Source organism: Acidovorax sp. 35-64-16, from assembly GCF_002281195.1.
GTDB classification, from domain to species: domain Bacteria; phylum Pseudomonadota; class Gammaproteobacteria; order Burkholderiales; family Burkholderiaceae_C; genus Acidovorax; species Acidovorax defluvii.
In genome coordinates, this window is sequence record NZ_NCFM01000003.1 from 57,574 (window position 1) to 83,450 (window position 25,877).

Annotated in this window: 23 protein-coding genes and 3 tRNA genes; 17 read left to right on the top strand and 9 right to left on the bottom strand. The window is 61.8% G+C overall.

Translation table 11 applies throughout. The features are described 5' to 3' along the window. Positions 1–20 precede the first annotated feature (20 nt). The 3 genes from plsY to B7Y64_RS03695 all read right to left on the bottom strand — a co-directional run bounded on the left by plsY (position 21) and on the right by B7Y64_RS03695 (position 2,353). Positions 21–677, bottom strand: a complete 657-nt coding sequence (gene plsY, locus B7Y64_RS03685) for a glycerol-3-phosphate 1-O-acyltransferase PlsY (RefSeq protein WP_114656028.1) — start codon at positions 675–677, stop codon at positions 21–23. A 48-nt stretch (positions 678–725) separates the two neighbouring features. Further along, positions 726–1,229, bottom strand: a complete 504-nt coding sequence (ybaK, locus tag B7Y64_RS03690) for a Cys-tRNA(Pro) deacylase (protein WP_291323895.1) — start codon at positions 1,227–1,229, stop codon at positions 726–728. 62 nt (positions 1,230–1,291) lie between these two features. Then, on the bottom strand, positions 1,292–2,353 hold the full coding sequence (locus B7Y64_RS03695) for an aldo/keto reductase (RefSeq protein WP_291323894.1): 1,062 nt from the start codon (positions 2,351–2,353) through the stop codon (positions 1,292–1,294). 189 nt (positions 2,354–2,542) lie between these two features. Between B7Y64_RS03695 and B7Y64_RS03700 the strand changes: the two genes are divergently transcribed. The 4 genes from B7Y64_RS03700 to B7Y64_RS03715 are packed head-to-tail and all read left to right on the top strand — an operon-like array spanning position 2,543 to position 6,539. Beyond that, entirely contained in the window at positions 2,543–4,078 is a 1,536-nt protein-coding gene (locus B7Y64_RS03700; RefSeq protein WP_291323893.1) for an AMP-binding protein, read from the top strand. Between the two features lie 38 nt (positions 4,079–4,116). Beyond that, complete coding sequence (locus B7Y64_RS03705; protein WP_024814765.1) at positions 4,117–4,845, top strand: SDR family oxidoreductase; 729 nt, start codon at positions 4,117–4,119, stop codon at positions 4,843–4,845. A gap of 52 nt (positions 4,846–4,897) precedes the next feature. Next, entirely contained in the window at positions 4,898–5,515 is a 618-nt protein-coding gene (locus tag B7Y64_RS03710) for a 2-hydroxychromene-2-carboxylate isomerase (RefSeq protein WP_024814764.1), read from the top strand. Between the two features lie 49 nt (positions 5,516–5,564). Next, positions 5,565–6,539 (top strand): tripartite tricarboxylate transporter substrate binding protein, encoded by a 975-nt coding sequence (locus B7Y64_RS03715; RefSeq protein WP_024814763.1) that lies wholly within the window; start codon positions 5,565–5,567, stop codon positions 6,537–6,539. Between the two features lie 49 nt (positions 6,540–6,588). Here B7Y64_RS03715 and B7Y64_RS03720 read toward each other — a convergent pair whose 3' ends face one another. Further along, positions 6,589–7,410: an IclR family transcriptional regulator gene (locus B7Y64_RS03720; RefSeq protein ID WP_051463471.1), complete on the bottom strand. Its 822-nt coding sequence runs from the start codon at positions 7,408–7,410 to the stop codon at positions 6,589–6,591. A gap of 207 nt (positions 7,411–7,617) precedes the next feature. Between B7Y64_RS03720 and B7Y64_RS03725 the strand changes: the two genes are divergently transcribed. The 6 genes from B7Y64_RS03725 (at position 7,618) to B7Y64_RS03750 (ending at position 14,727) form a co-directional block, all read left to right on the top strand. Continuing rightward, entirely contained in the window at positions 7,618–8,607 is a 990-nt protein-coding gene (locus B7Y64_RS03725) for a nitronate monooxygenase family protein (RefSeq protein WP_291323892.1), read from the top strand. 75 nt (positions 8,608–8,682) lie between these two features. Next, the gene (locus tag B7Y64_RS03730; RefSeq protein WP_291323891.1) at positions 8,683–9,606 is read left to right on the top strand and encodes an alpha/beta hydrolase; all 924 of its coding nucleotides are present in this window, start codon (positions 8,683–8,685) and stop codon (positions 9,604–9,606) included. Positions 9,607–9,782: 176 nt separating this feature from the next. After that, positions 9,783–10,887 (top strand): peptide chain release factor 2 gene (gene prfB / locus B7Y64_RS03735; protein WP_111864371.1). Its coding sequence is split into 2 segments (ribosomal slippage): positions 9,783–9,863 and positions 9,865–10,887, totalling 1,104 coding nucleotides; the frame shifts between segments, so codons are not numbered across the junction. Between the two features lie 9 nt (positions 10,888–10,896). Continuing rightward, on the top strand, positions 10,897–13,620 hold the full coding sequence (gene pepN / locus B7Y64_RS03740) for an aminopeptidase N (RefSeq protein ID WP_291323890.1): 2,724 nt from the start codon (positions 10,897–10,899) through the stop codon (positions 13,618–13,620). Between the two features lie 11 nt (positions 13,621–13,631). After that, positions 13,632–14,639 carry a class 1 fructose-bisphosphatase gene (locus tag B7Y64_RS03745; RefSeq protein WP_291323889.1) on the top strand — a complete coding sequence of 336 codons (1,008 nt, stop codon included), beginning with the start codon at positions 13,632–13,634 and terminating at the stop codon, positions 14,637–14,639. A gap of 12 nt (positions 14,640–14,651) precedes the next feature. After that, positions 14,652–14,727, top strand: a tRNA-Thr gene (locus B7Y64_RS03750). 619 nt (positions 14,728–15,346) lie between these two features. On the opposite strand, the gene def is transcribed toward B7Y64_RS03750, so the two are convergent. Then, the gene (gene def / locus B7Y64_RS03755) at positions 15,347–15,886 is read right to left on the bottom strand and encodes a peptide deformylase (RefSeq protein WP_111864374.1); all 540 of its coding nucleotides are present in this window, start codon (positions 15,884–15,886) and stop codon (positions 15,347–15,349) included. Positions 15,887–16,028: 142 nt separating this feature from the next. Here def and B7Y64_RS03760 point away from each other — a divergent pair, with 142 nt between their 5' ends. From B7Y64_RS03760 to B7Y64_RS03790, 7 genes are all read left to right on the top strand, one after another. Then, a complete protein-coding gene (locus B7Y64_RS03760) occupies positions 16,029–16,421 on the top strand; it encodes a YbaN family protein (RefSeq protein ID WP_238324254.1) in 393 nt (130 codons plus the stop codon). Positions 16,422–16,476: 55 nt separating this feature from the next. Next, a tRNA-Asn gene (locus B7Y64_RS03765) sits at positions 16,477–16,552 on the top strand. Positions 16,553–16,603: 51 nt separating this feature from the next. After that, a tRNA-Asn gene (locus B7Y64_RS03770) sits at positions 16,604–16,679 on the top strand. A gap of 173 nt (positions 16,680–16,852) precedes the next feature. Next, positions 16,853–18,247 (top strand): leucine-rich repeat-containing protein kinase family protein, encoded by a 1,395-nt coding sequence (locus B7Y64_RS03775; RefSeq protein ID WP_291323888.1) that lies wholly within the window; start codon positions 16,853–16,855, stop codon positions 18,245–18,247. Positions 18,248–18,341: 94 nt separating this feature from the next. Continuing rightward, entirely contained in the window at positions 18,342–19,076 is a 735-nt protein-coding gene (gene aat / locus B7Y64_RS03780; RefSeq protein ID WP_291323921.1) for a leucyl/phenylalanyl-tRNA--protein transferase, read from the top strand. Between the two features lie 18 nt (positions 19,077–19,094). Next, positions 19,095–19,880 carry an arginyltransferase gene (locus B7Y64_RS03785; protein ID WP_081739357.1) on the top strand — a complete coding sequence of 262 codons (786 nt, stop codon included), beginning with the start codon at positions 19,095–19,097 and terminating at the stop codon, positions 19,878–19,880. Positions 19,881–19,910: 30 nt separating this feature from the next. Then, positions 19,911–20,717 carry an IclR family transcriptional regulator gene (locus B7Y64_RS03790; protein WP_291323887.1) on the top strand — a complete coding sequence of 269 codons (807 nt, stop codon included), beginning with the start codon at positions 19,911–19,913 and terminating at the stop codon, positions 20,715–20,717. Positions 20,718–20,767: 50 nt separating this feature from the next. Here the strand turns inward: B7Y64_RS03790 and pbpG are convergent, their stop codons facing one another. The 4 genes from pbpG to ilvC all read right to left on the bottom strand — a co-directional run bounded on the left by pbpG (position 20,768) and on the right by ilvC (position 25,748). Beyond that, a complete protein-coding gene (gene pbpG / locus B7Y64_RS03795; protein WP_291323886.1) occupies positions 20,768–21,844 on the bottom strand; it encodes a D-alanyl-D-alanine endopeptidase in 1,077 nt (358 codons plus the stop codon). A 114-nt stretch (positions 21,845–21,958) separates the two neighbouring features. Further along, a complete protein-coding gene (locus B7Y64_RS03800; RefSeq protein WP_024814729.1) occupies positions 21,959–23,497 on the bottom strand; it encodes a 2-isopropylmalate synthase in 1,539 nt (512 codons plus the stop codon). Between the two features lie 207 nt (positions 23,498–23,704). Then, entirely contained in the window at positions 23,705–24,538 is an 834-nt protein-coding gene (gene pssA, locus B7Y64_RS03805; RefSeq protein WP_024814728.1) for a CDP-diacylglycerol--serine O-phosphatidyltransferase, read from the bottom strand. Positions 24,539–24,731: 193 nt separating this feature from the next. Next, positions 24,732–25,748 carry a ketol-acid reductoisomerase gene (gene ilvC, locus B7Y64_RS03810; protein WP_024814727.1) on the bottom strand — a complete coding sequence of 339 codons (1,017 nt, stop codon included), beginning with the start codon at positions 25,746–25,748 and terminating at the stop codon, positions 24,732–24,734. Positions 25,749–25,877 lie beyond the last annotated feature (129 nt).

Here is a 25,877-nt window from a genome sequence, read left to right on the forward strand (position 1 = left end):
GAACCGGGCGCCGTGGTGCGCTAGGGCTTTTGTTGTTTGGGCGCAGGGGCTGCCTTGGACCGGCCCAGGCGGGATTCCTTGCCCTCGATCAGGCGCCCGATGTTCTCCTTGTGGCGCCAGGCCAGCAGCATCGACATCACCCCGATGGCCACGGCAATGCTGGCCTCGGCATACCAGACCACGCCGCTCACCAGCAGGTAATACACCGGCGCAAACACCGCAGCCACCAGTGAGGCCAGTGACGAATACCGGAAGAAAAAGGCCACGATGACCCAGGTGAGCGCCGTGGCCAGCCCCAGCCAGCCGCTGATGCCCAGCAGCACCCCTAAAGCAGTGGCCACGCCCTTGCCGCCTTCAAAGCGAAAGAACACGGGCCACAGGTGCCCCAGAAAAGCTGCCAGCCCCACCAGCGCGATGGTGCCGTCTTCCATGCCATAGGGCTTGCCAAACCAGCGCACCAGCACCACGGGCAACCACCCTTTCACCGCGTCCAGCAGCAGGGTGACGATGGCGGCGGCCTTGGACCCTGAGCGCAGCACATTGGTGGCGCCGGGGTTCTTGCTGCCATAGGTGCGCGGGTCGTTGAGCCCCATCAGGCGCGTCACGATGACGGCAAACGACAGCGAGCCCAGCAGGTAGGCAGCCACAGTGGCCAGGACGGGGTAAACGGCGTTCAAATCAGCTCCTTGGGGTAACAACAACGCAGCGCACTGCGCCGGGGCGGCCTATTCTGCCAGCGCGCAGTGCACCGGCGTGGCACCCAGCAACTGAACGCACACCTGCGGGTCGATCTGCACCAGAAAACCGCGCCGCCCGCCATTGATGGCAATGCGCGGCAGCTCCAGCACCGATGCTTCGATGTACACGGGCATGGTCTTGCGCGTGCCAAACGGCGAGGTGCCACCCACCAGATAGCCGCTGTGGCGGTTGGCTACCTCGGGCTTGCACGGCTCGACCGATTTGGCGCCGATCTGCCGCGCCAGGTTTTTGGTGGAAACCTTGCAGTCGCCGTGCATCAGCACGATGAGCGGCTTGGCATCCTGATCCTGCATCACCAGCGTCTTGACGACTGTGTGCTCAGGAAGCCCCAGGCTGGCCGCGCTGTGCGCGGTGCCGCCGTGCTCCACATAGTCATAGGGGTGCTCGGTGAATTCCACCTGGTGGCGCTTGAGCAATTGCGTGGCGGGTGTCTCGCTTACGTGCACGCCCTTGCTGTCTTTTTTGGCCATGATTAAATTAAAAATAATAGCTGCTTGCGCTTTACCAGTAAGCGCTAGAGGCCGATTTCACCTCAAATTGCGGGGTCGCCCGCCTGCCAGCGAATCTGGTCGATGGCCGCCAGCAAGTCTGGCGAAAGCGTGGTGCTCCAGGCGTTCAGGTCTTCGTCCAGCTGCGCCAGCGAGGTCACGCCGATGATGGTGCTGGCCACGCGCCAGTTGCTGTAACAAAAGGCCAGTGCCAGTTGCGTGGGCGTCAGGCCGTGCTCGCGCGCCAGCTGGTTGTAGCGGCGCGCGGCGGCCAGCGCCTCAGGGCGGCCCCAGCGCTGCTTGCGTACCGATTCATAGCTGGCAATGCGAGCACCCTGGGGTGCATCAGGCCCCTCGATGCCGCTGGCGTCGTACTTGCCCGTCAGCAGCCCAAAGCCCAGCGGCGAATACGCCAGCAGCGACACGTTCAGGCGGTGGCAGGTTTCGTCCAGCGCGTTGTCGTAGCTGCGATTGATCAGGCAATAGGGGTTCTGCACCGTGGCCACGCGTGGCAGGCCATGCTGCTCTGCCAAGCGCACAAACTCGTGCACACCGTAGGGCGTTTCGTTGGACAGCCCAATGTGGCGCACCTTGCCCGCCTGGACCAGCCCGGCCAGCGCCTGCAGCTGCTCGTGGATGGGCGTCTGCGCGTTCTCTTTGGCCGGGTCGTAATACTGGAGGCCAAAAGCCGGCACATGGCGCTCGGGCCAGTGGATCTGGTAAAGGTCGATCACATCGGTCTGCAGGCGACGCAGGCTGCCCTCGCACGAGGCCACGATGTCAGCGGCCGTCATGCCTTTGCCCTCGCGAATCCACGGCATTCCGCGCGAGGGGCCGGCCACTTTGGTGGCCAGCACCAGCTTCTGGCGCGCCCCAGGGTGCTTGGCAAACCAGTTGCCGATGATGGTCTCGGTGGCGCCAAAGGTGGGCGCCCGGGCAGGCACGGCATACATCTCGGCCGTGTCGATGAAATTGACCCCGCGTTCCAGCGAGCGATCCAGAATGGCATGGGAATCGGCTTCGCCCACCTGCTCGCCAAAAGTCATGGTGCCCAGGCAGATGGGGGTGACATGCAGGCCGGACTGACCGAGCTGGATGGTTTTCATGCAGGCTCCCGTAAATAAGCAAGGACATGAGTTTACGAGGACCGTGCCCCCCCGCGTCGGGTGAGCCCCTGCGCACCGCGCTTGAACTGCACTGCAGTTTTCGTTTGCGCTCAGACCGTGTTTTGCGGGCGCAAAAGACTGGATATCGCAATAGACTGGCCCGCATCGTTCACCAGCCCCCAGGTTTTCATGCATACATCCACCTCTGCCGGGCCGACCCGGTTCCATGCCTTGCTGGACCCCTGGGCCGCGCGCCAGCCGCACCAGAGTGCGCTGACCGATGCGCACCATGCCTACACCTTCGCCCAATTACAGCAGGCCAGCATGGACGCTGCCACGCAGCTGGGCAACTGGGGCGTGCGCGCTGGCGACCGGGTGCTGATCGTCGGTGAAAACTGCGCTGCGGCGGGCGTGATCGCCTTTGCACTCAGCCGCCTGGACGCCTGGGTGTGCATCGTCAACGGCCGCCTGAGCCCGCGCGAGATCGACGGCATCATCGCGCACGCCATGCCACGGCGCGTCATCTACACCACCCATGTATCGCCCGACGCGCTGCAGCATGCCCAGCGCCACGGCGCACAGGTATGCCAGTGGCCTGGCATGGGCCCGCTGCATCTGGGGCCGCTGAACCAGGCCGCCGCCCCGGAGCCCTGCCATGCCGCCGCCGAACAGGTGGCCGCGTTGATCTATACCTCCGGCACCTCGGGCGCCCCCAAGGGGGTCATGCTCACACACGCCAATCTCACCTTCGTGGCAGGCACGAACCTGCGGCGCGTCGGGCCGGGCGATGTGATCTATGGCGTCCTGCCCATGGCGCATGTCGTGGGTCTGTCAACCCAGTTGCTGGGCAGTCTGGCCGCCGGCGCCTCGGTAGTGCTCGAACCCCGTTTCTCGCCGGAACGCCTTGCAGCGGCACTGCGCCAGGGTGTCACGTCATTTACCGGCGTGCCCGCGATGTATGCCCGCCTGCTCGACTGGCTGCGTGACCCTGGGCACCTGCTGCAGGCGCCAACGCTGCGCGTGATCAGCGTTGCCGGATCGCCCCTCACTCCGGCGCTGAAGGCAGGGGTGGAGACGCGGCTTCAATTGCCGCTGCTCAACGGCTACGGCCTGACCGAAACCGGCCCGACCATCGCCCAGGTGCGACCCGAGGCACCACGTACCGACTGCGCGGTGGGTTTGCCGATTCCCGGGATAGAGACACGGATCGTGGATACCCAGGGCGTCGACGTGCCGCCAGGCGATGTCGGCGAACTGTGGGTGCGGGGGCCCAATGTGATGAAAGGCTACTACCGCCAGGACGAACTCACACGCCAGGTGATCAACCCTGCAGGCTGGTTCAATACCGGCGACATGGCACGCCAGGGCGATGACGGTGCACTGCACATCGCCGGACGCACCAAGGAGCTGATCATCCGCTCCGGCTTCAACGTCTATCCGCTGGAGGTCGAGCAGGCGATCAACGCGTTTCCGGGCGTGGTTCAGTCTGCCGTCGTCGGGCGTACCGTGGACCACAACGAGGAGGTCATCGCCTACGTCGAGGTGCCAAGCCACCACCCCATCGACGAACAGGCCCTGCGGCACCACCTGCGCGGACAGCTGTCGCCCTACAAGCAGCCCGCAGAGATCCACATCATGGAGCAATTGCCTGCAGCGCCCACCGGCAAGCTGCTCAAGAACGTGCTCAAGCAGATGGCAGAGCAAGGCCGTGCATCGCACGCCTGAAACCGCCCCCCCCCCCACTCGAAACCCCAGGAGATCCCATGGAAAGCAAAAAGGCTGTTCTGATCATCGGTGCCGGCGACGCCACCGGCGGTGCCATCGCACGGCGATTTGCACGCGAAGGCTACGTCGCCTGCGTGACGCGCCGCAGCGAAGACAAGCTCGCTCCGCTGCTGGAGCAGATCCGCAGCGAGGGCGGAGAGGCCCATGGCTTCGGCAGCGACGCCCGCAAGGAAGAAGACATGGTGGCGGTGGTGCAGAAAATCGAGGCGGAGATCGCCCCGATCGAAGCCGCCATCTTCAACATCGGCGCCAACGTGCGCTTTGGCATCACCGAGACCACGGCCCGCGTTTACTTCAAGGTCTGGGAGATGGCGTGCTTCGGCGGTTTCCTGATGGGGCGCGAAGCGGCCAAGGTCATGCTGCCACGGGGCCGGGGAACCATCATCTTCACCGGCGCCACGGCAAGCCTGCGCGGCCGCGACGGGTTCGCGGCCTTCGCCGGCGCCAAGCACGCGCTCAGGGCGCTGGCGCAGAGCATGGCGCGCGAGCTGTGGCCCAAGGGCATCCATGTGGCCCATCCGGTCGTGGATGGCGCCATCGACACGGAGTTCATCCGCTCCAATTTCCCTGAGCGCTACGCCACCAGGGACCAGGGGGGCATCATCAACCCGGATCACATCGCGGACCTGTACTGGCAGATCCACATGCAGCCGCGCGACGCCTGGACGCATGAAACCGAAATCCGCCCCTGGATGGAGCCATGGTGACGGACCCGGCAACGATCAACCCCGACAATTTTGATCATTGGAAGGAGACACCATGACCCCCACGACCGTCGAGTTCTTGTTCGACTTCGGCAGCCCCAACGCCTACCTGTGCCACAAGATCATCCCCCAGATGGCAGCAAATACCGGCGCACAGTTCGAGTACGTCCCCATCCTGCTTGGCGGGCTGTTCAAGCTCGCCAACAACCGCTCGCCGGTGGAGGCCTACGCGCACATCCCCCACAAGCTCGCCTACGAGCGCATGGAGATGCAGCGCTTCATACACAAGCACGGACTGACAGCCTTCCAGCGCAACCCCCACTTCCCCGTCAACACGCTGCACATCATGCGCGGTGCCGTGGCCGCGCAGAAGCTCCACTGCTTCGACCGCTATGTGGACACGGTGTACGCCAGCATGTGGGAGCGCGGATGCAACATGGCAGACCTGCAGGTCATCGCGGCCGAACTCGACGCCGCCGGACTGGATTCCCAGGCCATTCTGGCCACCAGCCAGGAGCCCGACGTCAAGGAACGCCTGCTGACGAACACCCAGCAGGCCCATGCGCGTGGCGCCTTTGGCAGCCCCACATTCTTCATCGGCCAGGAGATGTACTTTGGCAAAGACCGGCTGCGCGACATGGAAGAAGCCATCGTGCAGGCCACAGGCCGCTGAGCACCACCCGATTCCCCCTACAACCACAACCTATCAGGAGACAAGTCCCATGCGTTCCCGCCCCCCATTCCTCGCCGCGCTGCTGCTGTCCGCCGTGGCCGTGCTGCCCGCCGCCCATGCGCAGGACCAGTCCACCGCCTGGCCGGTACGCCCCATCAAGATCGTGATCGGTTTTGCGCCGGGCGGCTCCACCGACACGCCCATGCGCGTGCTGGCGGAATCGGCCTCCAAGCTGCTCAAGCAGCCCGTCATCATCGAAAACAAGCCCGGTGCGGGTGGCACGCTCCCGGCGGTGGCCATGCAGTCGGCACCGAACGACGGCTACACGCTCGGCATCGCCTCATTGGGCGTGTACCGCCTGCCGTACACAACCGACCTCAAATGGGACCCGGCCAAGGACCTCACCTATGTCATCGGCCTGACCGGGTATGCATTCGGCGTGGTCGTTCCATCGTCCTCGCCCATCAAGACCTGGGCCGACTACCTGGCAGCAGCCAAGGCCAAACCCGGTCAGCTGACCTATGGAACCCCTGGCGTTGCGACCACCAACCACCTGACGATGGAACAGATCTCCAGAATGGCGGGCATCCAGCTGAACCACATCCCCTACAAGGGAACGGGTGAAACCATGCAGGCGCTGCTGGGTCAGCAAATCGATTCTGCAGGCGAAACCTCTGCCTGGGCGCCGCATGTCAAGGACGGGAAAATGCGTCTGCTGGTGACCTGGGGAGCCAAGCGCATGGCCAGCTTTCCGGACGTGCCCACGCTCAGGGAAGTCGGCATTCCGCTGAGCCAGACCTCGCACTGGGGCTTGATTGCGCCCAAGGGCACCGACCCGGCCGTCGTGACCCGGCTGCACAACGTGTTCAAGCAGGCCATGGAGCAGCCGGAATTCAAAAAGGCGCTCGCCCGGTACGACATGGAACCCGAATACCGCAGCTCCAAGGACTTCCACCAGTTCGCGGTGGACACCATGAAGCAGGAAAAGGAAATCCTCGACGCCCTCGGCCTGAGCCGCAAGTAAGACCTCAAACTCCATTCACCGCGCTGGCGTGGCGCGGTGACCGGTGTCACTATTTGGCGTGGTACTGGGCCTCGATGCCGCGCACCGTGGCAATCAGTCTCGGCCGGACTTCGTCCATGAACGTTTCGGCCGAAATCGACGAGGCCGCGGCGGCGGCATTCACCACCATCAGGGGCAGGCCCGAACCCAGGCGCACGGGCACCGCAATGCCATTGATTTCGCGCCGCCAATCGCCAAACGAACGCACGCAGCCGAACTCGGCGAGGTCGGCCATCGCCTGGCGAATGCCCTGTTCGACCATCGGCCAGCCCACCGGGTCGATGGTCTGGAGCCGCGCCTCCAGCGTCTGGCGCGCCCCCGCCGGCGCACCGGCCAGATAGCCACGACCGGCGGCCGTGGTGCCCAGCGGAATGTGCGAGCCGATGCCCAGCATCAGCGTGAGAATGGCCGTCTCGCTGCGGCAGTTCTCGATGTAGAACATGGACAGGTCGTCGCGGATCGCCAGCGCCACCATGGTGTCGGTCGCATTGGCGAGCTGCTGCAAAAAGGGATTGCTCACCTCCTTGACGTCCAGACGCGACAGGGTCGTGCCCCCCAGCGTCAGCGCCATCAGGCCCAGCCGGTACCGCCCCGACTCGGCGATGTGGTGCAGATAACCCAGCTTGGTCAGCGTGTAGGTCAGCCGCGTGATAGTGGATTTGGGCAAGCTGCACCGCTCCGCAAGCTCATGGTTTCCAAGCCTCTCCTCGCCCGACTTGAACGCGTGCAAGACCTCCAGGCCCCGCGCCAGCGCCGTTACGAAGTGACGGTCGTCCTTGATCGGGCCCGATCGACGGGGCGACTCCCCTGCTGGCTTGTCCACCAATGTCACGATATGCCTCCTTGGTGGCACCGATCATGCCACTGCGCAGAACAGGTGTCCGGCTTTGAGGATGCTTTTACCGTTAGATGTTCTGCATTGCAGTTTTTGAATCCCCGCCAAGGCATGCCTTCAGCATCATTCAGCACCACAATCGGTGCTTTTTGGCTCGGCCACGCCACCCGGCCTTTCCCCACCACATTCCTCTAGGAGAACCGCATGCGCACCCGTATCACCGAACTTTTGGGTATTGAACGCCCCATCATCCAGGGGGGCATGCATTACGTCGGCCTCGCCGAATTGACGTCTGCGGTGTCCAATGCCGGCGGACTGGGCATCATCACGGCGCTGACCCAGCCCACCCCCGCCGCGCTCGCAGCCGAGATCGCGCGGTGCAGGTCGATGACGGACAAGCCGTTCGGCGTCAACCTGACCTTCCTGCCCGTGCGCACACCGCCCGACTATGCCGGCTACATCCGCGCCATCATCGAAGGCGGGGTGAAAATCGTAGAAACGGCCGGGAACAATCCGCAGCAGTGGATGCCCCTGCTGAAGGAAGCGGGGATCAAGGTCATCCACAAGTGCACCGCCGTGCGGCACGCATTGAAGGCGCAGGACATTGGCTGCGATGCCGTCAGTGTGGACGGCTTCGAGTGCGGCGGCCATCCGGGCGAGGACGATGTGCCCAATTTCATTTTGCTGCCCCGCGCGGCCGAAGAGCTCAAAATTCCCTTCATCGCCTCGGGAGGCATGGCAGATGCACGCTCTCTGGTGGCCGCGCTGGCCCTGGGCGCAGATGGCATCAACATGGGCACCCGCTTCATCGCCACCCGGGAAGCCCCGGTGCACGAAAACGTCAAGCAGGCCATTCTGGCCGCGACGGAGCTGGACACCCGCCTGGTGATGCGGCCGCTGCGCAACACGGAGCGGGTCCTGGTCAACAAAGGGGTCGAGCGGCTGCTGGAAAAGGAGCGCGAGCTGGGCGCCGCCATCACATTTGCCGACATCGTGTCCGAGGTGGGCGGCGTCTATCCCAAGGTGATGCAGAACGGCGAACTGGACGCTGGCGCATGGTCCTGTGGCATGGTGGCGGGCCTGATTCACGACATCCCCACGGTAGGGGAGCTGATGGACCGGATCATGAGCGAGGCGGAACACATCGTCAGCCAGCGCCTGGCCGACATATTCGCATCAGCCCCCGCGCGTTGATGGCTTCATCGCCCGGCATGGCCCGCTGTCCCGCGATTGACATGGCCTGCGCGGCGGCTGGGTAACATCGTTGCCATGTATGTCACCCGCCAGACCTCGCGCAGCGAATTCGTTGCCATCCGCCAGCTGAGCTACCACGTGCGCCTGTGGGGGCCCGAGACCTCGACCCTGCCACCCTTGGTGCTGGTGCACGGCTGGATGGACGTGGCCGCGTCCTACCAGTTCGTCGTGGAGGCCTTCGGCGAGGACTTCCTGCGCGGCCGCCGCATCATCGCGCCCGACTGGCGGGGCTTTGGCCTGACAGCCCCGCCCGTGCCCACCGATCACTACTTCTTCCCCGACTACCTGGCCGACCTCGATCAGCTACTCGACCACTACGCGCCAGGCACGCCGGTGGACTTGGTGGGTCACAGCATGGGCGGCAACGTGGTCATGTTCTATGCCGGAGCCCGGCCCGAGCGCATCCGCCGCCTGGTCAACCTCGAAGGCTTTGGCATGCCAGCCACCCAGCCCAGCCAGGCACCCGCCCGTTATGCGCAGTGGATGGACGAGATGAAGCAGCTGCAGCAGGGCGCCATGGCGCTCAAGTCGTACGACAGCGCGGCTGGCGTGGCCCAGCGCCTCATGAAGACCAACCCGCGCCTTTCGCAGGACAAGGCCGACTGGCTGGCACAGCACTGGGCCGCGCCCAACGCCAGCGGGCAGTGGAACATTCTGGGCGACCCGGCGCACAAGATCACCAGCGCGCAACTGTTTCGCCTGGACGAAGTGTTGGCGCTATACGAAGCCATCAGCGCGCCCACGCTGGCCGTGGAGGCTGGCGACGACAGCCTGGGACAGTGGTGGAAAGGCAAATACAGCCTGGACGAATACCACCAGCGCCTGACCCATGTGCGCAACTGCCGCATTGCCGTGGTGCCGGACGCAGGCCACATGCTGCACCACGACCAGCCCGAGGCGGTGGCGGCACTGATCGAGCAGTTTGTGGGCGACTTTTAATCAAAATGACTGCTAGCCCTTATGCAGCAAGCGCCATAAGCTATCATTTTTGATTGTTTTCAGGCAATGACACGGCTGCCGCTACGGGTTGCTGGCCTGCCAAGGGGCATTGGACGGCACAGAGCGCGTCCCATGAGAAAATCACGGGTTATTTACAGAACACCCAGGACAACACCATGGACGCAGAACGTATCAACCTCATTGGCAACACCCTCAACGACCTGGCCGTGCGAACGCAAGAGTTACGGAGGTATCTTTGACTTCGATGCCAAATTTGAACGCCTGCGCACGGTAAACGCATCGCTGGAAGACCCTTCGGTCTGGAACGATCCCAAAAAAGCCCAGGAGCTGGGCAAAGAAAAGAAATCCCTGGACGGCGTGGTGCTCACGCTCGACAAACTCACGCGTGAACTGGCCGACAACACCGAGCTCTACGACATGAGCAAGGAAGAAGGCGACGAAGCGGGCCTGATGACCATCGAAGCCGAGACCGCCAAGCTCAAACCCGAGATCGAACAGCTCGAGTTCCGGCGCATGTTCCGCAACGAGGCCGACCCGCTCAACTGCTTTGTCGACATCCAGGCCGGCGCCGGTGGCACCGAGGCTTGCGACTGGGCCAGCATGCTGCTGCGCCAGTACCTCAAGTACGCCGAGCGCAAGGGTTTCAAGACCACGGTCGAAGAAGAAACCCCCGGCGACGTGGCGGGCATCAAGAGCGCCACGATCAAGATCGAGGGCGAATACGCCTACGGCCTGCTGCGCACCGAAACCGGCGTGCACCGCCTGGTGCGCAAGAGCCCATTCGACAGCTCGGGCGGGCGCCACACCAGCTTTGCCAGCCTGTTTGTCTACCCCGAGATTGATGACTCGATCCAGATCGACATCAACCCCGCTGATGTGCGCACCGACACTTACCGCGCATCCGGCGCGGGCGGCCAGCACATCAACAAGACCGACTCGGCCGTGCGCCTGACGCACATGCCCACGGGCATCGTGGTGCAGTGCCAGGACGGCCGCAGCCAGCACGGCAACCGCGACATCGCCTGGCAACGTCTGCGCTCCAAGCTCTACGACTTTGAGATGCGCAAGCGCCAGGAAGAAGCGCAAAAGCTGGAAGACACCAAGACCGATGTCGGCTGGGGCCACCAGATTCGCAGCTATGTGCTGGACAACAGCCGTATCAAGGACCTGCGCACCAACGTCGAAATCTCTGCCACCCAGAAGGTGCTGGACGGCGACCTCGACGCATTCATCGAAGCCTCCCTCAAGCAGGGCGTTTAAGGAAAACCCATGTTGCTACTGCGTGACGGCCAGGCCCAGGCGCCCGCCATTCACCGCGCCGACTACCAGGCCCCGGCCTGGTGGATCGACACCGTCGACCTGACGTTCGACCTGGACCCCGCCAAGACCCGCGTGCTCAACAAGATGCGGCTGCGCCGCAACCCGGACGTGGCGGCCCAACCGCTGCGCCTGGACGGCGAAGAGCTGAACCTGGCGCGCGTCATGGTCAACGGCGGCGGCACCTCGTTCAAGATGGATGGCAACCAGCTGGTGCTGGAAAACCTGCCCGAAGGCACCGAGTCCTTCGATCTGGAGATCTTCACCACCTGCGCGCCCGCCAAGAACACGCAGCTCATGGGCCTTTATGTGAGCCAGGGCACGTTCTTCACGCAGTGCGAGGCCGAGGGCTTTCGGCGCATCACCTATTTTCTCGACCGGCCGGACGTAATGGCCAGCTACACCGTCACCCTGCGTGCCGACAAGGCACTCTACCCCGTGCTGCTGAGCAACGGCAACCTGGTGGACAGCGGTGCGCTCGACGATGGCCGTCACTTTGCCAAATGGGTTGATCCGCACAAGAAACCCTGCTACCTGTTCGCGCTGGTGGCCGGCAAGCTGGTGGCGCGAGAGCAACTCATCAAGAGCCGCTCGGGCTCCAACCACCTGCTGCAGGTGTATGTGCGCCCGGGCGACCTGGGCAAGACCGAGCACGCCATGAACTCGCTGATGTACAGCGTGGCCTGGGACGAGGCGCGCTTTGGCCTGCCGCTCGACCTGGAGCGCTTCATGATCGTCGCCACCAGCGACTTCAACATGGGCGCCATGGAGAACAAGGGCCTGAACATCTTCAACACCAAGTATGTTCTGGCCAGCGAAGCCACCGCCACCGACACCGACTTCGCCAACATCGAGAGCGTGGTCGGCCACGAGTATTTCCACAACTGGACGGGCAACCGCGTCACCTGCCGCGACTGGTTCCAGCTCAGCCTGAAAGAAGGTCTCACGGTCTTTCGCGACCAGGAATTCAGCCAGGATCTGGCCGGCAGCCCATCGGCGCGCGCCGTCAAGCGCATCGAGGACGTGCGCGTGCTGCGCACCGCCCAGTTCCCCGAGGACGCCGGCCCCATGGCCCACCCGGTGCGGCCCGACAGCTACATCGAAATCAACAACTTCTACACCGTCACCATCTACGAAAAGGGTGCCGAGGTGGTGCGCATGATGCACACGCTGGTGGGCCGCGAAGGCTTTGCCAAGGGCATGAAGCTGTATTTCGAGCGCCACGACGGCCAGGCCGTGACCTGTGACGACTTCGCCAGCGCCATTGCCGACGCCAACCCCACCAGCGACCTGGCGCGCTTGCTGCCCGCGTTCAAGCGCTGGTACAGCCAGGCCGGCACGCCCCATGTGCACGCCACCGGCAATTACGACGCGGCTGCCCGCACCTACACGCTCACGCTCACGCAAAGCTGCGCCCCCACGCCGGGCCAGAGCACCAAGGAGCCGTTCGTCATTCCAGTGGAGCTGGGCCTGCTCAGCGCCAGCGGCGCCGCCCTGCCCTTGCAGATGGCGGACGAAAGCGCCCCGGGCGCCGCATCGCGCACCGTGGTACTCACCGAGCCCACGCAAACGCTCACCTTCGTGCATGTGGATGCCGAGCCGGTGCCCTCGCTGCTGCGCAACTTCAGCGCCCCCGTGGTACTGGACATCGACTACACCGACGCCCAGTTGCTCACGCTGCTGGCGCACGATGCGGACGCTTTCAACCGCTGGGAAGCAGGCCAGCGCCTGGCACTGCGAATTGCTATAAATACAATAGCTGACAGCGCTTATCAGGCAAGCGCCAATGGCACTTTTGACCATAAATTTCTTGATGCCGACTTCATCGAGGCCATGCGCACCGTGCTGCGCAACCCGGCACTCGATGCGGCCTTCAAGGAGCTGGTGCTCACCCTGCCCTCTGAAACCTACATCGCAGAGCAGCTCAACGTGGTGGACCCGCAGCGCATCCATGCCGTGCGCGAAGCCATGCGCGAGCAACTGGCGCTGGCCCTGCAAGCCGACTGGGAATGGGCCTGGGAGCAAAACCAGGACACCGGTGGCTACCGCCCTGACCCGGTTTCGTCGGGCCGCCGCGCCCTGAGTGGCCTGGCGCTGCAGATGCTGTGCATTGCCGCCCGGCGCACCGGCGATGTGGTCTGGCCTGGCAAGGCCTACCAGCGCTTCAAGGTGGCGGCCAACATGACCGACCGCTTCAACGCCCTCACCGCCCTGGTCGCCAGCGGCAGCGAACTGGCAGCCCCTGCCCTGGCACGCTTTCACACGCTGTTCAAGGACGAGCCCCTGGTCATCGACAAGTGGTTTGCCCTGCAGGCGGGCGCGCCTGACCGCGGTGGCAACGTGCTTCCCGCCGTGCGCCAGCTCATGCAACACCCGGACTTCAGCCTGAAAAACCCCAACCGCGCGCGCAGTGTGATCTTCAGCTATTGCAGTGCCAACCCCGGTGCCTTTCACCGGGCGGACGCGGCAGGCTATGTGTTCTGGAGCGACCGGGTGATCGAGCTCGACGCCATCAACCCACAGGTGGCTGCACGCCTGGCGCGCGCCCTCGACCGCTGGAAGAAGCTGGCCGAACCCTGGCGCAGCGGCGCCCGCGAGGCCATTGCCCGCGTGGCCGCTCGCCCCGACCTGAGCAACGACGTGCGCGAGGTCGTCACCCGCGCACTGGCCGAATAAGGAGAATTTTCATGGCAAACAAAATCAGCCTGACCCGCTACCTGGTCGAACAACAGCGTGTGGACGGCCTCATCCCCGGGCAACTGCGCCTGCTGCTGGAAGTGGTGGCGCGTGCCTGCAAGAGCATCAGCCACGCCGTCAACAAAGGCGCGCTGGGCGGCGTGCTCGGCAGCACCGAGAGCGAGAACGTGCAGGGCGAAATCCAGAAAAAGCTCGACATCATCGCCAACGAAGTGCTCATCGAGGCCAACGAATGGGGCGGCCACTTGGCTGGCATGGCCAGCGAGGAAATGGACGGCATCTACGTCGTGCCCAACCGCTACCCCAAGGGCGAATACCTGCTGCTGTTCGATCCCCTGGACGGCTCCAGCAATATTGACGTGAACGTGAGCATCGGCACCATCTTCAGCGTGCTCAAGATGCCCGAAGACGACCGCGGCGTGGACGAAGGCGACTTCCTGCAAAAGGGCAGCCAGCAAGTGGCCGCCGGTTACTGCGTCTACGGCCCGCAGACCACGCTGGTGCTCACCGTGGGCGACGGCGTGGCCATGTTCACCCTCGACCGCGAGCAGGGCTCGTTCGTGCTGACGCAAGAAAACGTGCGCATTCCTGAGGACACCAAGGAATTCGCCATCAACATGAGCAACATGCGCCACTGGGACGAGCCCGTCAAGCGCTACATCGACGAATGCCTGCAGGGCAAGGAAGGCCCGCGCGGCAAGGACTTCAACATGCGCTGGATCGCCAGCATGGTGGCCGACGTGCACCGCATCATGACGCGCGGCGGCATCTTCATGTACCCCTGGGACAAGCGCGAACCCAACAAGCCCGGCAAGCTGCGCCTGATGTACGAGGCCAACCCCATGGGCTGGCTCATCGAGCAAGCCGGCGGCGCCGCCACCAACGGCAAGCAACGCATCCTGGACATCCAGCCCACGCAGTTGCATGAACGTGTCAGCGTGATTCTGGGTTCAAAAAATGAGGTGGAGCGCGTGACAAGCTACCATTCCACGCTATAATTTGAGGCTTACGCCGGTGTAGCTCAGTCGGTAGAGCAGCTCATTCGTAATGAGAAGGTCGGGTGTTCGATTCATCTCTCCGGCACCAATATAGACAAAGGTTCATTGCTATCAAAATAGCAGTGAACCTTTTTTCTTTGGTGAGGTTGCAGGCAATCTGTAGGCACGTTATCCAAATCCTGCACCATCTCAGACCTTTGCCGGTCAGGCAAATCCTGATCACATACCGAGTGGTGCCGGTCCTTTCACTCCGGGCAAATCTGGCCTGGTCTCTACCGAAATACCTCACGCAGTCGTGCCAGCAGCCCAGGCTTTCGCGGTGTCTGCTCGGTATCCCGCTTGTACCAATTCGGGTCGCGCCGTGTGTCGCTTGTTGGCATGCCGGGCTTGCGACTTGTGGGACCGAAATTCCAGTGCGTCACATCCCCTGCAGGCCCACTGGGTGTGTCTTGGCGTTCTGGCTGGCTTGGCATAGAGACTCCGAAGGAGGCAAGAAATTTGGGAGCGCGCCGAAACCAGCGCGCCAATTCGCGGTGAAAACAGTTCCTGCCCTCCCGAAAGCATCATGCCCAAAACCAACGGCTCCACAGATGCAGGACGCAGGCAACTGCGAGCCCGGCATGGCCTGATACGGACAACGGCACAACACTCAGCGCCTGACGAGCACGGCTACACCAACCGTTCGCCAAGCCCATCCTTACTCGCTATTAGTCCTCCTCTGCTGCGCTGATACCCGGAAAGAGCACTTCGGTGTAGCCAAACTGAGTGAAATCGCGCACGCGCATGGGATAAAGCTTTCCGATGAGGTGATCGCATTCGTGCTGCACGACGCGGGCGTGAAATCCCTCCACTGTGCGGTCGATAGGGTCGCCATAAGGGTCGAACCCTGTGTACCGTATGCGCAGCCAGCGCGGCACCTTGCCACGCAATCCAGGCACTGAAAGACACCCTTCCCAATCCTCCTCCTCTTGTTCACCCAGCGGCGTGATGACCGGATTGACAAGCACAGTGGGCGGGACCAAGGGCCGTTCTGGGTAGCGTGGATTGGGAGTGCCCGAGCCAAAAATCACCACCTGCAAATCAACGCCAATCTGGGGGGCCGCCAGACCCGCACCATGGACAGACTGCATGGTTTCAAACATGTCACGCACCAACAGATGCAACTCGTCGGTATCAAAACTCTGCACGGGCTGAGCGATGCGCAACAGGCACGGATCGCCCATTTTCAAAATGGAGTGGATGGTCATGAGGCCGGGCCAGAAAACTGCTGCAGTTCACCGCATTCACAGGAAAGCTGACAAGCATAGCGCGAGCGCGATGCCATCGCATGGCATCCATGCACAATCAAGGCCAATGGCTTTGCCTACCAAAAACCCTCCTGACACACCGATGCCCAAGGAGCTACCGCGGCCCCTGCGTTGGTTACTGACAGTGTTTGCGCTGTTGTGCCTGGTTCTGGGCATTGTGGGCATATTTTTGCCCGGGTTGCCAACCACCGTTTTCATATTGCTGGCCGCATGGGCGGCGGCCCGGAGTTCACCCAGGCTCTACCGATGGCTTTGGCTCCACCCGCTGTTCGGCCCCATGCTGCGCAACTGGGCCAGCGGTGGCCGCGTAAGTCGCCGCTCCAAATGGAGCGCCACCGTGATGATGGCCGTGAGCGGCACCATTCTGGCTTTCACTGAAGCGCCTCGCTGGGCTGTGGCTCTCGCCTGCATTTGTATGGCGTGTGTGCTGGCATGGCTGTGGCGCAGGCCCGAGCCCACAGACAAGCGCACCTAATGAGCGCAGGCCACGGGGAATTGCTCTGTTTTTATGTATATAATCTAAGTCTTGTTCCTCGATAGCTCAGTCGGTAGAGCGCCGGACTGTTAATCCGTAGGTCCCTGGTTCGAGCCCAGGTCGAGGAGCCAAGATTTTTCTGGCCCTGCATGTGCACGCAGGGCCTTTTACATACCGATCATTCCTCGATAGCTCAGTCGGTAGAGCGCCGGACTGTTAATCCGTAGGTCCCTGGTTCGAGCCCAGGTCGAGGAGCCATCAATTGGCAGCAAAGGCTACCCTTCCGGGTAGCCTTTTTGCTTTGTTGTAATGGCAAACAGCCGAAAAGGGTTGCCGCACGCACCAGTGTCGCAACGCATCGACCTTCGGGCGGTGTCGAGAACACCGACGTTCGGCCAACACTCCATCACGATGAACTGTCATTGCCTGCCATGAACACTCTGGATCAACTGCATTGCGGCGACCTCCGAGGTGCTCGCCAGGTCAAACTGGCCTGCGGTTTGACGGCATTTCCGCAGGCACTATTTGAATTGGCAGATACGCTGGAGATCCTGGATCTATCCGGCAATGCGTTGACTTCCTTGCCGGACGATCTGAATCGATTGAGCAAGCTGCGCATCCTGTTCTGCTCGGACAATCAGTTCACAGAGTTACCCGAGGTGTTAGGCCGGTGTCCGCAGCTGAGCATGGTGGGATTCAGGGCCAATCAAATCCGCACAGTATCGGAGAAGGGACTTCCTCCGCTGCTGCGCTGGCTGATTCTGACCGACAACCGCATTAACGAATTGCCAGCCCAAATCGGAGACTGCACCCAACTGCAAAAGCTGATGCTTTCAGGGAATCAGCTGAAAACCTTGCCCCCCGAGCTGTCCCGATGCTCGCGCCTAGAACTGCTGCGCGTTCCTGCCAACCAGCTGTCTGAATTGCCGGAGTGGCTCATGACAATGCCCCGGTTGTCGTGGCTGGCATACGCCGGAAATCCATTTTGTGAAGCGCCGGGGCGTTCTGCGCAAGTTGCCACGCCTATCACTTCGATCCCCTGGGATCGACTGCGAATCGTGCACTCACTGGGAGAAGGCGCCTCAGGGGTCATCTACATGGCCGAGCTTTTTCACCGTGATCAGGTGCAACCGGTTGCCGTCAAGATATTCAAAGGCGACATCACCAGTGACGGCCTGCCTATGTCCGAAATGACGACCTGCATTCAAGCGGGCAAGCACCCCGGCCTGATCCCTGTCCTGGGCCGGATTGCGCACCATCCTGCCGGTGCCAATGGCTTGGTGATGTCGCTGATCGACACCCGTTTTCGCAACCTGGCCGCCCCACCCAGCCTGCAATCGTGCACACGTGATGTTTATGCGCAAGGCGTGCGCTTTGACCTGACCGCCATATTGCGCCTCACGCTCGATATTGCCGCTGCGGCCCACCATCTGCACCAGCAAGGCATCATCCACGGCGACCTCTACGCGCATAACATCCTGCATGAAGAACAAGGCCGTGCGCTGCTCGGCGATTTTGGGGCGGCTTCTTTGTATCCACCCGGTCCCTCAGCGCTTCACAGCAGACTGCAACAGCTCGAAGTGCGTGCGTTCGGCTGTCTTCTGGAAGAGTTGGTCGAACGCAGCGATATGCCGGCAGACTCGGACGACAGACTGACAACACTCCACCAGTTGAAAGCCCGGTGCCTTTCCGATATCCCGACAAGTCGGCCATCATTTCAAGAGATTGAGCAAGAGCTCGGCGTGATCGCGAGCACATGTGCCAAACATGGCCTCATTCCAGCGGAGACAATGCCAGTATTGGTGAAGCAACCCGCGAAAGCATGATGCTCGCAAGAAGAGCGCGTTGCCCTGGCTCGCGCTGGGCCCACGTGAACGGCGCTTTGCAGCACAATCGAATGCTTTCCTGACTCAGCGCGATATGCCTCCTCAACTGCCCTGGCTGGAACCAGAGGACCCGTTACCCGATCCTTCCACCGCATGGGGAGCGGACAGCCCGGCCCCGGGACTGCTGGCAGCGGGCGGAGCCCTTGGAGTGTCCCAACTGCGCGCAGCCTACGCTCAGGGTACGTTTCCGTGGTTCAGCGCCGGTCAGCCCATTCTGTGGTGGGCACCAGACCCGCGCATGGTGCTGAAAGTTGCCGAGTTCCGGCTGCACCGGTCACTAAGAAAGACGCTGAATCGGTTTCGCGCCGATGCGGCCTGCGAAATACGCATCGACTCCGCTTTTGACCAGGTCATCCGGTCGTGCTCCAGCACCGCGCGGGAAGGGCAGAACGGCACCTGGATCGTCCCTGCCATGGTGGCAGCCTATGAAGCGCTGCATGCACAAGGCACTGCGCACAGCGTGGAAACATGGGTGGACGGAAAGCTGGCAGGTGGACTGTATTGCGTGGCGATCGGACACGCTGTATTCGGAGAATCCATGTTCGCCCACGCGACGGATGCCTCCAAAATCGCACTGGCAGCTCTGGTTTGCCTGTGCCGCCGCAACGGTGTCGAACTGATTGACTGCCAACAAAACACAGTGCATCTGGCATCGCTCGGTGCACATGAAATACCGCGCACAACGTTCATACAGCATGTAAAAGACCAGAGCTCCCAGCCGCCCATTCCGTGGCACTTCGAGCCCCTATACTGGAACGAATTGCTGTAATACCCGGGCGCCCACGGCATGACGCAACTCAACGACCTCCCGCTGCAAACGCTGCAGTTTTACGCAACGGCCCCTTACCCTTGCAGTTACCTGCCCGATCGGCAGGCACGGTCGCAGGTCGCCACCCCGAGCCATCTCATTCAAAGCGATCTTTACTCAGGCCTGGTGGCACAGGGGTTCCGGCGCAGCGGCATGTTCACCTATCGCCCTTATTGTGACGGGTGCCAGGCATGTGTCCCGCTGCGTATCAAAGCCCACGATTTCAAGCCCGATCGCAGCCAGCGCAGAGCAGTTGCGCGACACGGGCACCTGCAGGCTCGGGTGCTGAGGTTGTGTTTCATTCCAGAGCATTACCAGTTGTACCGGTCTTATCAGAACGCCCGCCATCCTGGGGGTGGCATGGACCACGACAGCATTGACCAGTACACACAGTTCCTGCTGCAAAGCCGGGTAAACACCCGTCTCGTGGAGTTTCGCGAACTCGATGCATCTGGTGATGCAGGGGCTCTGAAGATGGTGTCCATCCTGGATGTCCTGAACGATGGCCTCTCGGCCGTTTACACCTTCTATGCGCCGGATGCAGGTTGCAGCTACGGCACCTACAACGTGATGTGGCAGATTGAACAGGCAAGGTCATTGGGGCTGCCCCATGTGTACCTAGGTTACTGGATCCAGGAAAGCACCAAGATGAACTACAAAGCCCGGTTTACGCCCCATGAGATACGGGTAGCAAACACATGGATCTGCCCGCCGGACCATCAAGCATCTGGTCGCCCATCGCATCATCGAAATTTCACAAGATAAAATGCGCACATTCCCGTCACGCACCATCCCATGAAGAAAAAAGATCCAGGCATTCCCGTGAAACCCAGCGTTCAGGTGCTGGAACGCATGTTCACGCTGATCGATGTCCTGGCCTCGCGCGAAGAAGCCATTTCCCTCAAGGAAATCAGCGAAAAGACCGGACTGCACCCCTCCACGACCCATCGCATTCTCAACGACCTGACCATTGGACGGTTTGTTGATCGGCCCGAATCAGGCAGCTACCGGCTGGGCATGCGGCTGCTGGAGCTGGGCAATCTCGTCAAGGCTCGCCTGAGTGTGCGCGATGCGGCACTTGCACCCATGCGCAATCTGCACAAACTCATTCAGCAACCCGTGAACCTGAGCATGCGCCAGGGTGACGAAATTGTTTATGTGGAACGCGCCTACAGTGAACGCTCTGGAATGCAGGTGGTGCGCGCCATCGGTGGGCGTGCTCCGCTGCACCTGACGTCGACAGGCAAACTGTTTCTGGCGCTCGACGACCCGCAGCGTGTGCGCGCCTATGCCACGCGCACAGGGCTGGCAGGACACACCCGCAACAGCATCACCCAACTGCCGATACTTGAGCGCGAACTTGCCAAGGCACGCCAATATGGCATTGCCCGTGACAACGAAGAACTGGAACTGGGAGTGCGCTGCATGGCAGCAGGGGTCTATGACGACCAGAGCAAGCTGGTAGCGGGCCTGTCGATATCGGCCCCGGCCGATCGCCTGGATGAAGGCTGGCTGCCCAAGCTGCAGGCCACAGCCCAAGAGATCTCTTTGGCGCTAGGCTACCTGGCCACCAAAGACGCGGGCAGCCCTGCGAATGTGTAGAAAAGACCCGGAATCCTGCGGATCGTCGCCCCAGGCGAAACAAGCGCGGACTAGCCTGGACTGGACCGGGTCGCCTGGAGTTGGGAACCCAGTGCAGGCAGGGCCTCCACCCAATTGCGCACACGCTGCGCATCACCCAGCCGACTGAACTTGCCCGCGGAATCAAGAAAAACCATGATGAGCTTGCGCCCCGCGATGTGTGTCTGCATCACCAGGCACCGGCCCGCCTCAGAGATGTAACCGGTCTTTTGCAGTCCGATATTCCACTCAGGGTTTTTCACCAGCCCATTGGTGTTGTTGTACTGCAAGGTCCTTTCACCCACTGCGACCTCGTATCCGGGAGAGGTGGAGAACTCCCGCATCACCGGGTCTCCATGGGCCGCATTCACCAGTCGAGCCAGATCGCGCGCACTCGCTTGGTTGCGGCTCGACAGACCCGTGGGCTCGACATAGTTGGTGTCGGTCATTCCCAATGAGCGGGCCTTGCTGTTCATCAGGGCTACAAACGCATTGAGCCCGCCTGGGTAGGTGCGCCCCAGTGCGTGCGCCGCACGGTTTTCACTGGACATAAGCGCCAGATGCAGCATCTCGCCACGGGTCAAGGTGGTGCCTACGCTCAGGCGCGAGCGGCTGCCCTTTTCCGTATCCACGTCATCCTGGGTAATGGTCACAAGCTCATCCATGGGCAGACGGGCCTGGGTGATGACGAGGCCCGTCATGAGCTTGGTCAGCGATGCAATGGGCAACACCGCATGGTCGTTCTTGCTGATCAGAACCTCATTCGTGTCCTGGTCGATCACGAAGGCCACGCTGGACTTCAGATCAAGGGGGTCGCTGACCTGGTGAAGTCCAGCCATCTGGGCGAAAGAAGGCTTGGCAGGCACGTAGGCAACCCGCGTAGGCGCCCTGGCGGTTCGCGCCGTAACGCGCACCGCCTTGCCCGCACCGGCAGCCTTGCGCAGTACCGCCGAACGCTTGGCGCTGACGGACTGGGCTTGGGGCTTTTTGACCGAAGCTTTTTTTCGTTCCGCTGCATGGGCGGCTGGAAACACCAGCGCAACGCTCACAACAAGGAGACCAAAAAACTGAAGGAAAGGATTCACTGCTGTGCGGCGGCGATGGTGCATCAAAGTGCTCCAAACGGTAAAAGGTGTAGGCAGTGTACAGAATTGAAAAAAGTCGCGCAAGATCAACAGCTTGCACGACTTTTCAATAAAGTAAGTGAATTATAGGTTCACGCCTCAACCTTGTGCGGCCACACGGTCAGCTTTACTTTGTAATTTATTCAACGCGCTCAGATAGGCTTTGGCGGAGGCAACCACGATGTCCGGGTCCGATCCCACGCCATTCACGACACGACCGCTGTTTTGCAGACGCACCGTGACTTCGCCCTGGCTTTCGGTCGATCCACTGATGGCGTTGACCGAATACAGAACCATTTCCGCACCACTCTGGACATGTGACTCGATGGCTTTGAGCGATGCATCCACGGGACCATTGCCATCGGACTGCCCGCGAACCTCCTTGCCATCCACGGTGAACACGATCGTGGCCTGGGGGCGCTCGCCCGTTTCGCTGTGCTGAGAAAGCGAAACAAACCCAAATTGCTCTTTCTCGCTGGTCACGCTTTCGTCACTTACCAGCGCCAGGATGTCCTCGTCAAAAATCTCGCTCTTGCGGTCAGCCAGCTCTTTGAACTTTGCGAACGCATTGTTGACATCGGTTTCGCTTTCCAGTTGCACGCCCAGTTCCTGCAGGCGCTGCTTGAAAGCGTTGCGTCCGCTCAGCTTGCCCAGAACGATCTTGTTGGCACTCCAGCCCACGTCTTCGGCACGCATGATTTCATAGGTGTCACGGGCCTTCAGGACGCCGTCCTGGTGGATGCCGCTGGCATGGGCAAACGCATTGGCGCCCACCACGGCCTTGTTGGGCTGCACCACAAAACCCGTGGTCTGGCTCACCATGCGACTGGCGGCCACAATGTGCTTGGTGTCGATGCCGACGTCCAGCCCGTAATAGTCGCGGCGCGTCTTGACGGCCATGACAACCTCTTCAAGCGAGCAGTTGCCAGCCCGCTCACCCAGGCCATTGATGGTGCATTCCACCTGGCGCGCACCGCCGATCTTCACTCCAGCGAGCGAATTGGCCACTGCCATGCCCAGATCGTTATGGCAGTGCACCGACCAAATGGCCTTGTCGCTGTTGGGCACGCGCTCGCGCAGGTTCTTGATGAACTGGCCGTACAGCTCGGGCACGGCATAGCCCACGGTATCTGGCACATTGATGGTGGTGGCGCCCTCGGCAATCACCGCCTCGATCACACGACACAGAAAATCGGGGTCGCTGCGGTAGCCGTCTTCGGGGCTGAACTCAATATCGCCCACCAGGTTGCGCGCAAAGCGCACCGACTGCTTGGCCTGCTCCAGCACCTGCTCTGGCGTCATGCGCAGCTTCTTTTCCATGTGCAGCGCCGACGTCGCGATAAAGGTGTGGATCCGTGCGCTGGCCGCACCCTGGAGGGCCTCGGCTGCGCGCGCGATATCGCGATCGTTCGCGCGGGACAGTGAGCAGATGGTCGATTCCTTGATCGCATTGGCGATCGCCTGGACGGCTTCAAAATCCCCGTTGGAGCTGGCTGCAAAACCGGCTTCAATCACATCCACCTTCAGGCGCTCAAGCTGGCGGGCAATGCGCAGCTTTTCGTCTTTGGTCATGGATGCGCCGGGCGATTGCTCGCCATCACGCAAGGTGGTGTCAAAAATGATGAGTTTGTCAGCCATTTGGTCTCTCCTGATACTGATGGGGTGGCCCGCAACGTCGAAATTCTGGCGCCCAAAACAAAAGGCCCGTTGCGGGTGCATACGGGCCTTTGTGGAAAAAGTGTGCGCGTGCGCCTACCGTCTCCGCCCGTGGGGAGATAGCAGTAGAGCCAGTGCAAACATATTCATGCGATCCAATGTAGCACAGTTTTTTACGCCCTGCAGCCGTCACCGGTGCAGTCCCCGTTCGTCGGGCTCGTCGGTTGACATGCTGATCACACTGCTGTGTTGCCCCTTGGCCTTGCGCCATGCATACACGGCATAGCCGCTCATGCCATACACAACAAAAACGCCAAACATGACAATCGGCGGGTGGATATTGATGACTGCAATGCCCAGGGCAATCAGCACGATGACAGCGAAGGGCACGCTCTTTTTCATCTGCACGTCCTTGAAGCTATAGAACGGCACATTGGTCACCATGGTGAGCCCCGCATACAAGGTAAAGGCAAACATGATCCAGGTAACCTGGTTCCAGGTCAGCCACAGGTCCTCACCCCTGCGCACCCCCAGCTCGGTCATCAGCCAGATGAAGCCCGCCACCAGCGCGGCCGCAGCGGGCGATGGCAGCCCCTGAAAATAACGCTTGTCTACCACGCTGGTGTTGACGTTGAACCGCGCCAGCCGCAGCGCCGCACACGCACAATAGACAAACGCGGCAATCCAGCCCCAGCGGCCCAGACCCCTGAGCGACCATTCGTAGGCAATCAGGGCCGGCGCCGCACCAAACGACACCATGTCGGACAGCGAATCCATTTGTTCGCCAAAGGCGCTTTGCGTGTTCGTCATGCGCGCCACCCGGCCGTCCAGGCTGTCGAGCACCATGGCACAGAAAACGCCCACGGCGGCCATGTCAAACCGGCCGTTCATCGCCATCACGATCGAATAGAACCCACCGAACAATGCCGCCAGCGTGAACAGGTTGGGCAGGATGTAGATGCCCTTGCGCCGTTTGCGCACCATCACACCAGGATTTTCAGTAGATTCACTGCCATCATGCATCAAATAGGCCTCCAGCCCTTGCCCATCATGCGCAAGCAGCTCTCAAATTTATAGTATTCAGTCATCACCCGCAAAACAGGCAAACCACCGCGTGCGCCCAAGGCGAAGGCAGCAGTGTAGCGCCTGCCCACACAGCACCCCGGCCACAAAAAAGGCCACCGAAGTGGCCTTGGAATGCTTCAGAAATGAAGCATCAGTTGCGGGTCTGGTCGACCAGCTTGTTCTTGGCAATCCAGGGCATCATTGCGCGCAACTGGCCGCCCACCTTTTCGATGGAGTGGTCAGCCGTATTGCGGCGGCGCGCGGTCATGCTGGGGTAACCGGTGCGACCTTCCAGAATGAACATCTTGGCGTATTCGCCGTTCTGAATGCGCTTGAGGGCGTTGCGCATGGCTTCGCGCGACTGGGCGTTGATCACTTCGGGGCCGGTCACATACTCGCCGTATTCGGCGTTGTTCGAGATCGAGTAGTTCATGTTGGCAATGCCGCCTTCGTAGATCAGGTCCACGATGAGCTTGAGCTCGTGCAGGCACTCGAAGTAGGCCATTTCAGGCGCGTAGCCGGCTTCGACCAGGGTTTCATAACCCATCTTGATCAGCTCGACGGCGCCGCCGCACAGCACGGCCTGCTCGCCGAACAGGTCGGTCTCGGTTTCTTCCTTGAAGTTGGTCTCGATGATGCCGGCCTTGCCGCCACCATTGGCCATCGCGTAGCTCAGGGCCAAGTCACGGGCCTTGCCCGTCTTGTCCTGGTGCACCGCCACCAGGTGGGGCACGCCGCCGCCCTGGGTGTAGGTGTTGCGCACGGTGTGGCCAGGAGCCTTGGGGGCCACCATCCACACGTCCAGATCGGCGCGGGGAACGACCTGGTTGTAGTGCACATTGAAGCCGTGGGCGAAGGCCAGCGATGCGCCTTGCTTGATGTTCGGCTCGACATTGTTCTTGTAGACGCCAGCGATGTCTTCGTCGGGCAGCAAGATCATGACCACGTCAGCAGCCTTCACGGCGTCGTTGACCTCCATCACCGTGAGGCCAGCCTTGCCGACCTTGTCCCATGAGGCACCACCCTTGCGCAGACCGACCACGACCTTCACGCCACTGTCGTTCAGGTTTTGTGCATGGGCGTGGCCCTGCGAGCCATAGCCGATGATGGCAACGGTCTTGCCCTTGATCAGGCTCAGGTCACAGTCTTTGTCGTAGAAAACTTTCATGGGTCGCTCCGGTTGAAATGCGTTGTTGGGGGTTGAAAACTAAACAGTCGATTGTCTTACATAGGATTCGACGTCAACCGGATAACCAGGCGGGGAACCGCAAACAGTGCTCTGGCACGGCAAGGCGAC

Excerpts from the sequence above, each read along its gene's own strand:
- B7Y64_RS03730 (WP_291323891.1), top strand. The coding sequence starts at position 8,683 with ATGTATGTCACCCGCCAGACCTCGCGCAGCGAATTCGTTGCCATCCGC.
- ilvC (WP_024814727.1), bottom strand. The coding sequence starts at position 25,748 with ATGAAAGTTTTCTACGACAAAGACTGTGACCTGAGCCTGATCAAGGGC.
- B7Y64_RS03725 (WP_291323892.1), top strand. The coding sequence starts at position 7,618 with ATGCGCACCCGTATCACCGAACTTTTGGGTATTGAACGCCCCATCATC.
- B7Y64_RS03705 (WP_024814765.1), top strand. The coding sequence starts at position 4,117 with ATGGAAAGCAAAAAGGCTGTTCTGATCATCGGTGCCGGCGACGCCACC.
- B7Y64_RS03700 (WP_291323893.1), top strand. The coding sequence starts at position 2,543 with ATGCATACATCCACCTCTGCCGGGCCGACCCGGTTCCATGCCTTGCTG.
- B7Y64_RS03800 (WP_024814729.1), bottom strand. The coding sequence starts at position 23,497 with ATGGCTGACAAACTCATCATTTTTGACACCACCTTGCGTGATGGCGAG.
- aat (WP_291323921.1), top strand. The coding sequence starts at position 18,342 with ATGCCTCCTCAACTGCCCTGGCTGGAACCAGAGGACCCGTTACCCGAT.
- pbpG (WP_291323886.1), bottom strand. The coding sequence starts at position 21,844 with ATGCACCATCGCCGCCGCACAGCAGTGAATCCTTTCCTTCAGTTTTTT.
- B7Y64_RS03775 (WP_291323888.1), top strand. The coding sequence starts at position 16,853 with ATGAACACTCTGGATCAACTGCATTGCGGCGACCTCCGAGGTGCTCGC.
- pepN (WP_291323890.1), top strand. The coding sequence starts at position 10,897 with ATGTTGCTACTGCGTGACGGCCAGGCCCAGGCGCCCGCCATTCACCGC.
- pssA (WP_024814728.1), bottom strand. The coding sequence starts at position 24,538 with ATGCATGATGGCAGTGAATCTACTGAAAATCCTGGTGTGATGGTGCGC.
- B7Y64_RS03715 (WP_024814763.1), top strand. The coding sequence starts at position 5,565 with ATGCGTTCCCGCCCCCCATTCCTCGCCGCGCTGCTGCTGTCCGCCGTG.
- B7Y64_RS03760 (WP_238324254.1), top strand. The coding sequence starts at position 16,029 with ATGCCCAAGGAGCTACCGCGGCCCCTGCGTTGGTTACTGACAGTGTTT.
- B7Y64_RS03790 (WP_291323887.1), top strand. The coding sequence starts at position 19,911 with ATGAAGAAAAAAGATCCAGGCATTCCCGTGAAACCCAGCGTTCAGGTG.
- B7Y64_RS03695 (WP_291323894.1), bottom strand. The coding sequence starts at position 2,353 with ATGAAAACCATCCAGCTCGGTCAGTCCGGCCTGCATGTCACCCCCATC.
- ybaK (WP_291323895.1), bottom strand. The coding sequence starts at position 1,229 with ATGGCCAAAAAAGACAGCAAGGGCGTGCACGTAAGCGAGACACCCGCC.
- B7Y64_RS03710 (WP_024814764.1), top strand. The coding sequence starts at position 4,898 with ATGACCCCCACGACCGTCGAGTTCTTGTTCGACTTCGGCAGCCCCAAC.
- def (WP_111864374.1), bottom strand. The coding sequence starts at position 15,886 with ATGACCATCCACTCCATTTTGAAAATGGGCGATCCGTGCCTGTTGCGC.
- B7Y64_RS03745 (WP_291323889.1), top strand. The coding sequence starts at position 13,632 with ATGGCAAACAAAATCAGCCTGACCCGCTACCTGGTCGAACAACAGCGT.
- B7Y64_RS03785 (WP_081739357.1), top strand. The coding sequence starts at position 19,095 with ATGACGCAACTCAACGACCTCCCGCTGCAAACGCTGCAGTTTTACGCA.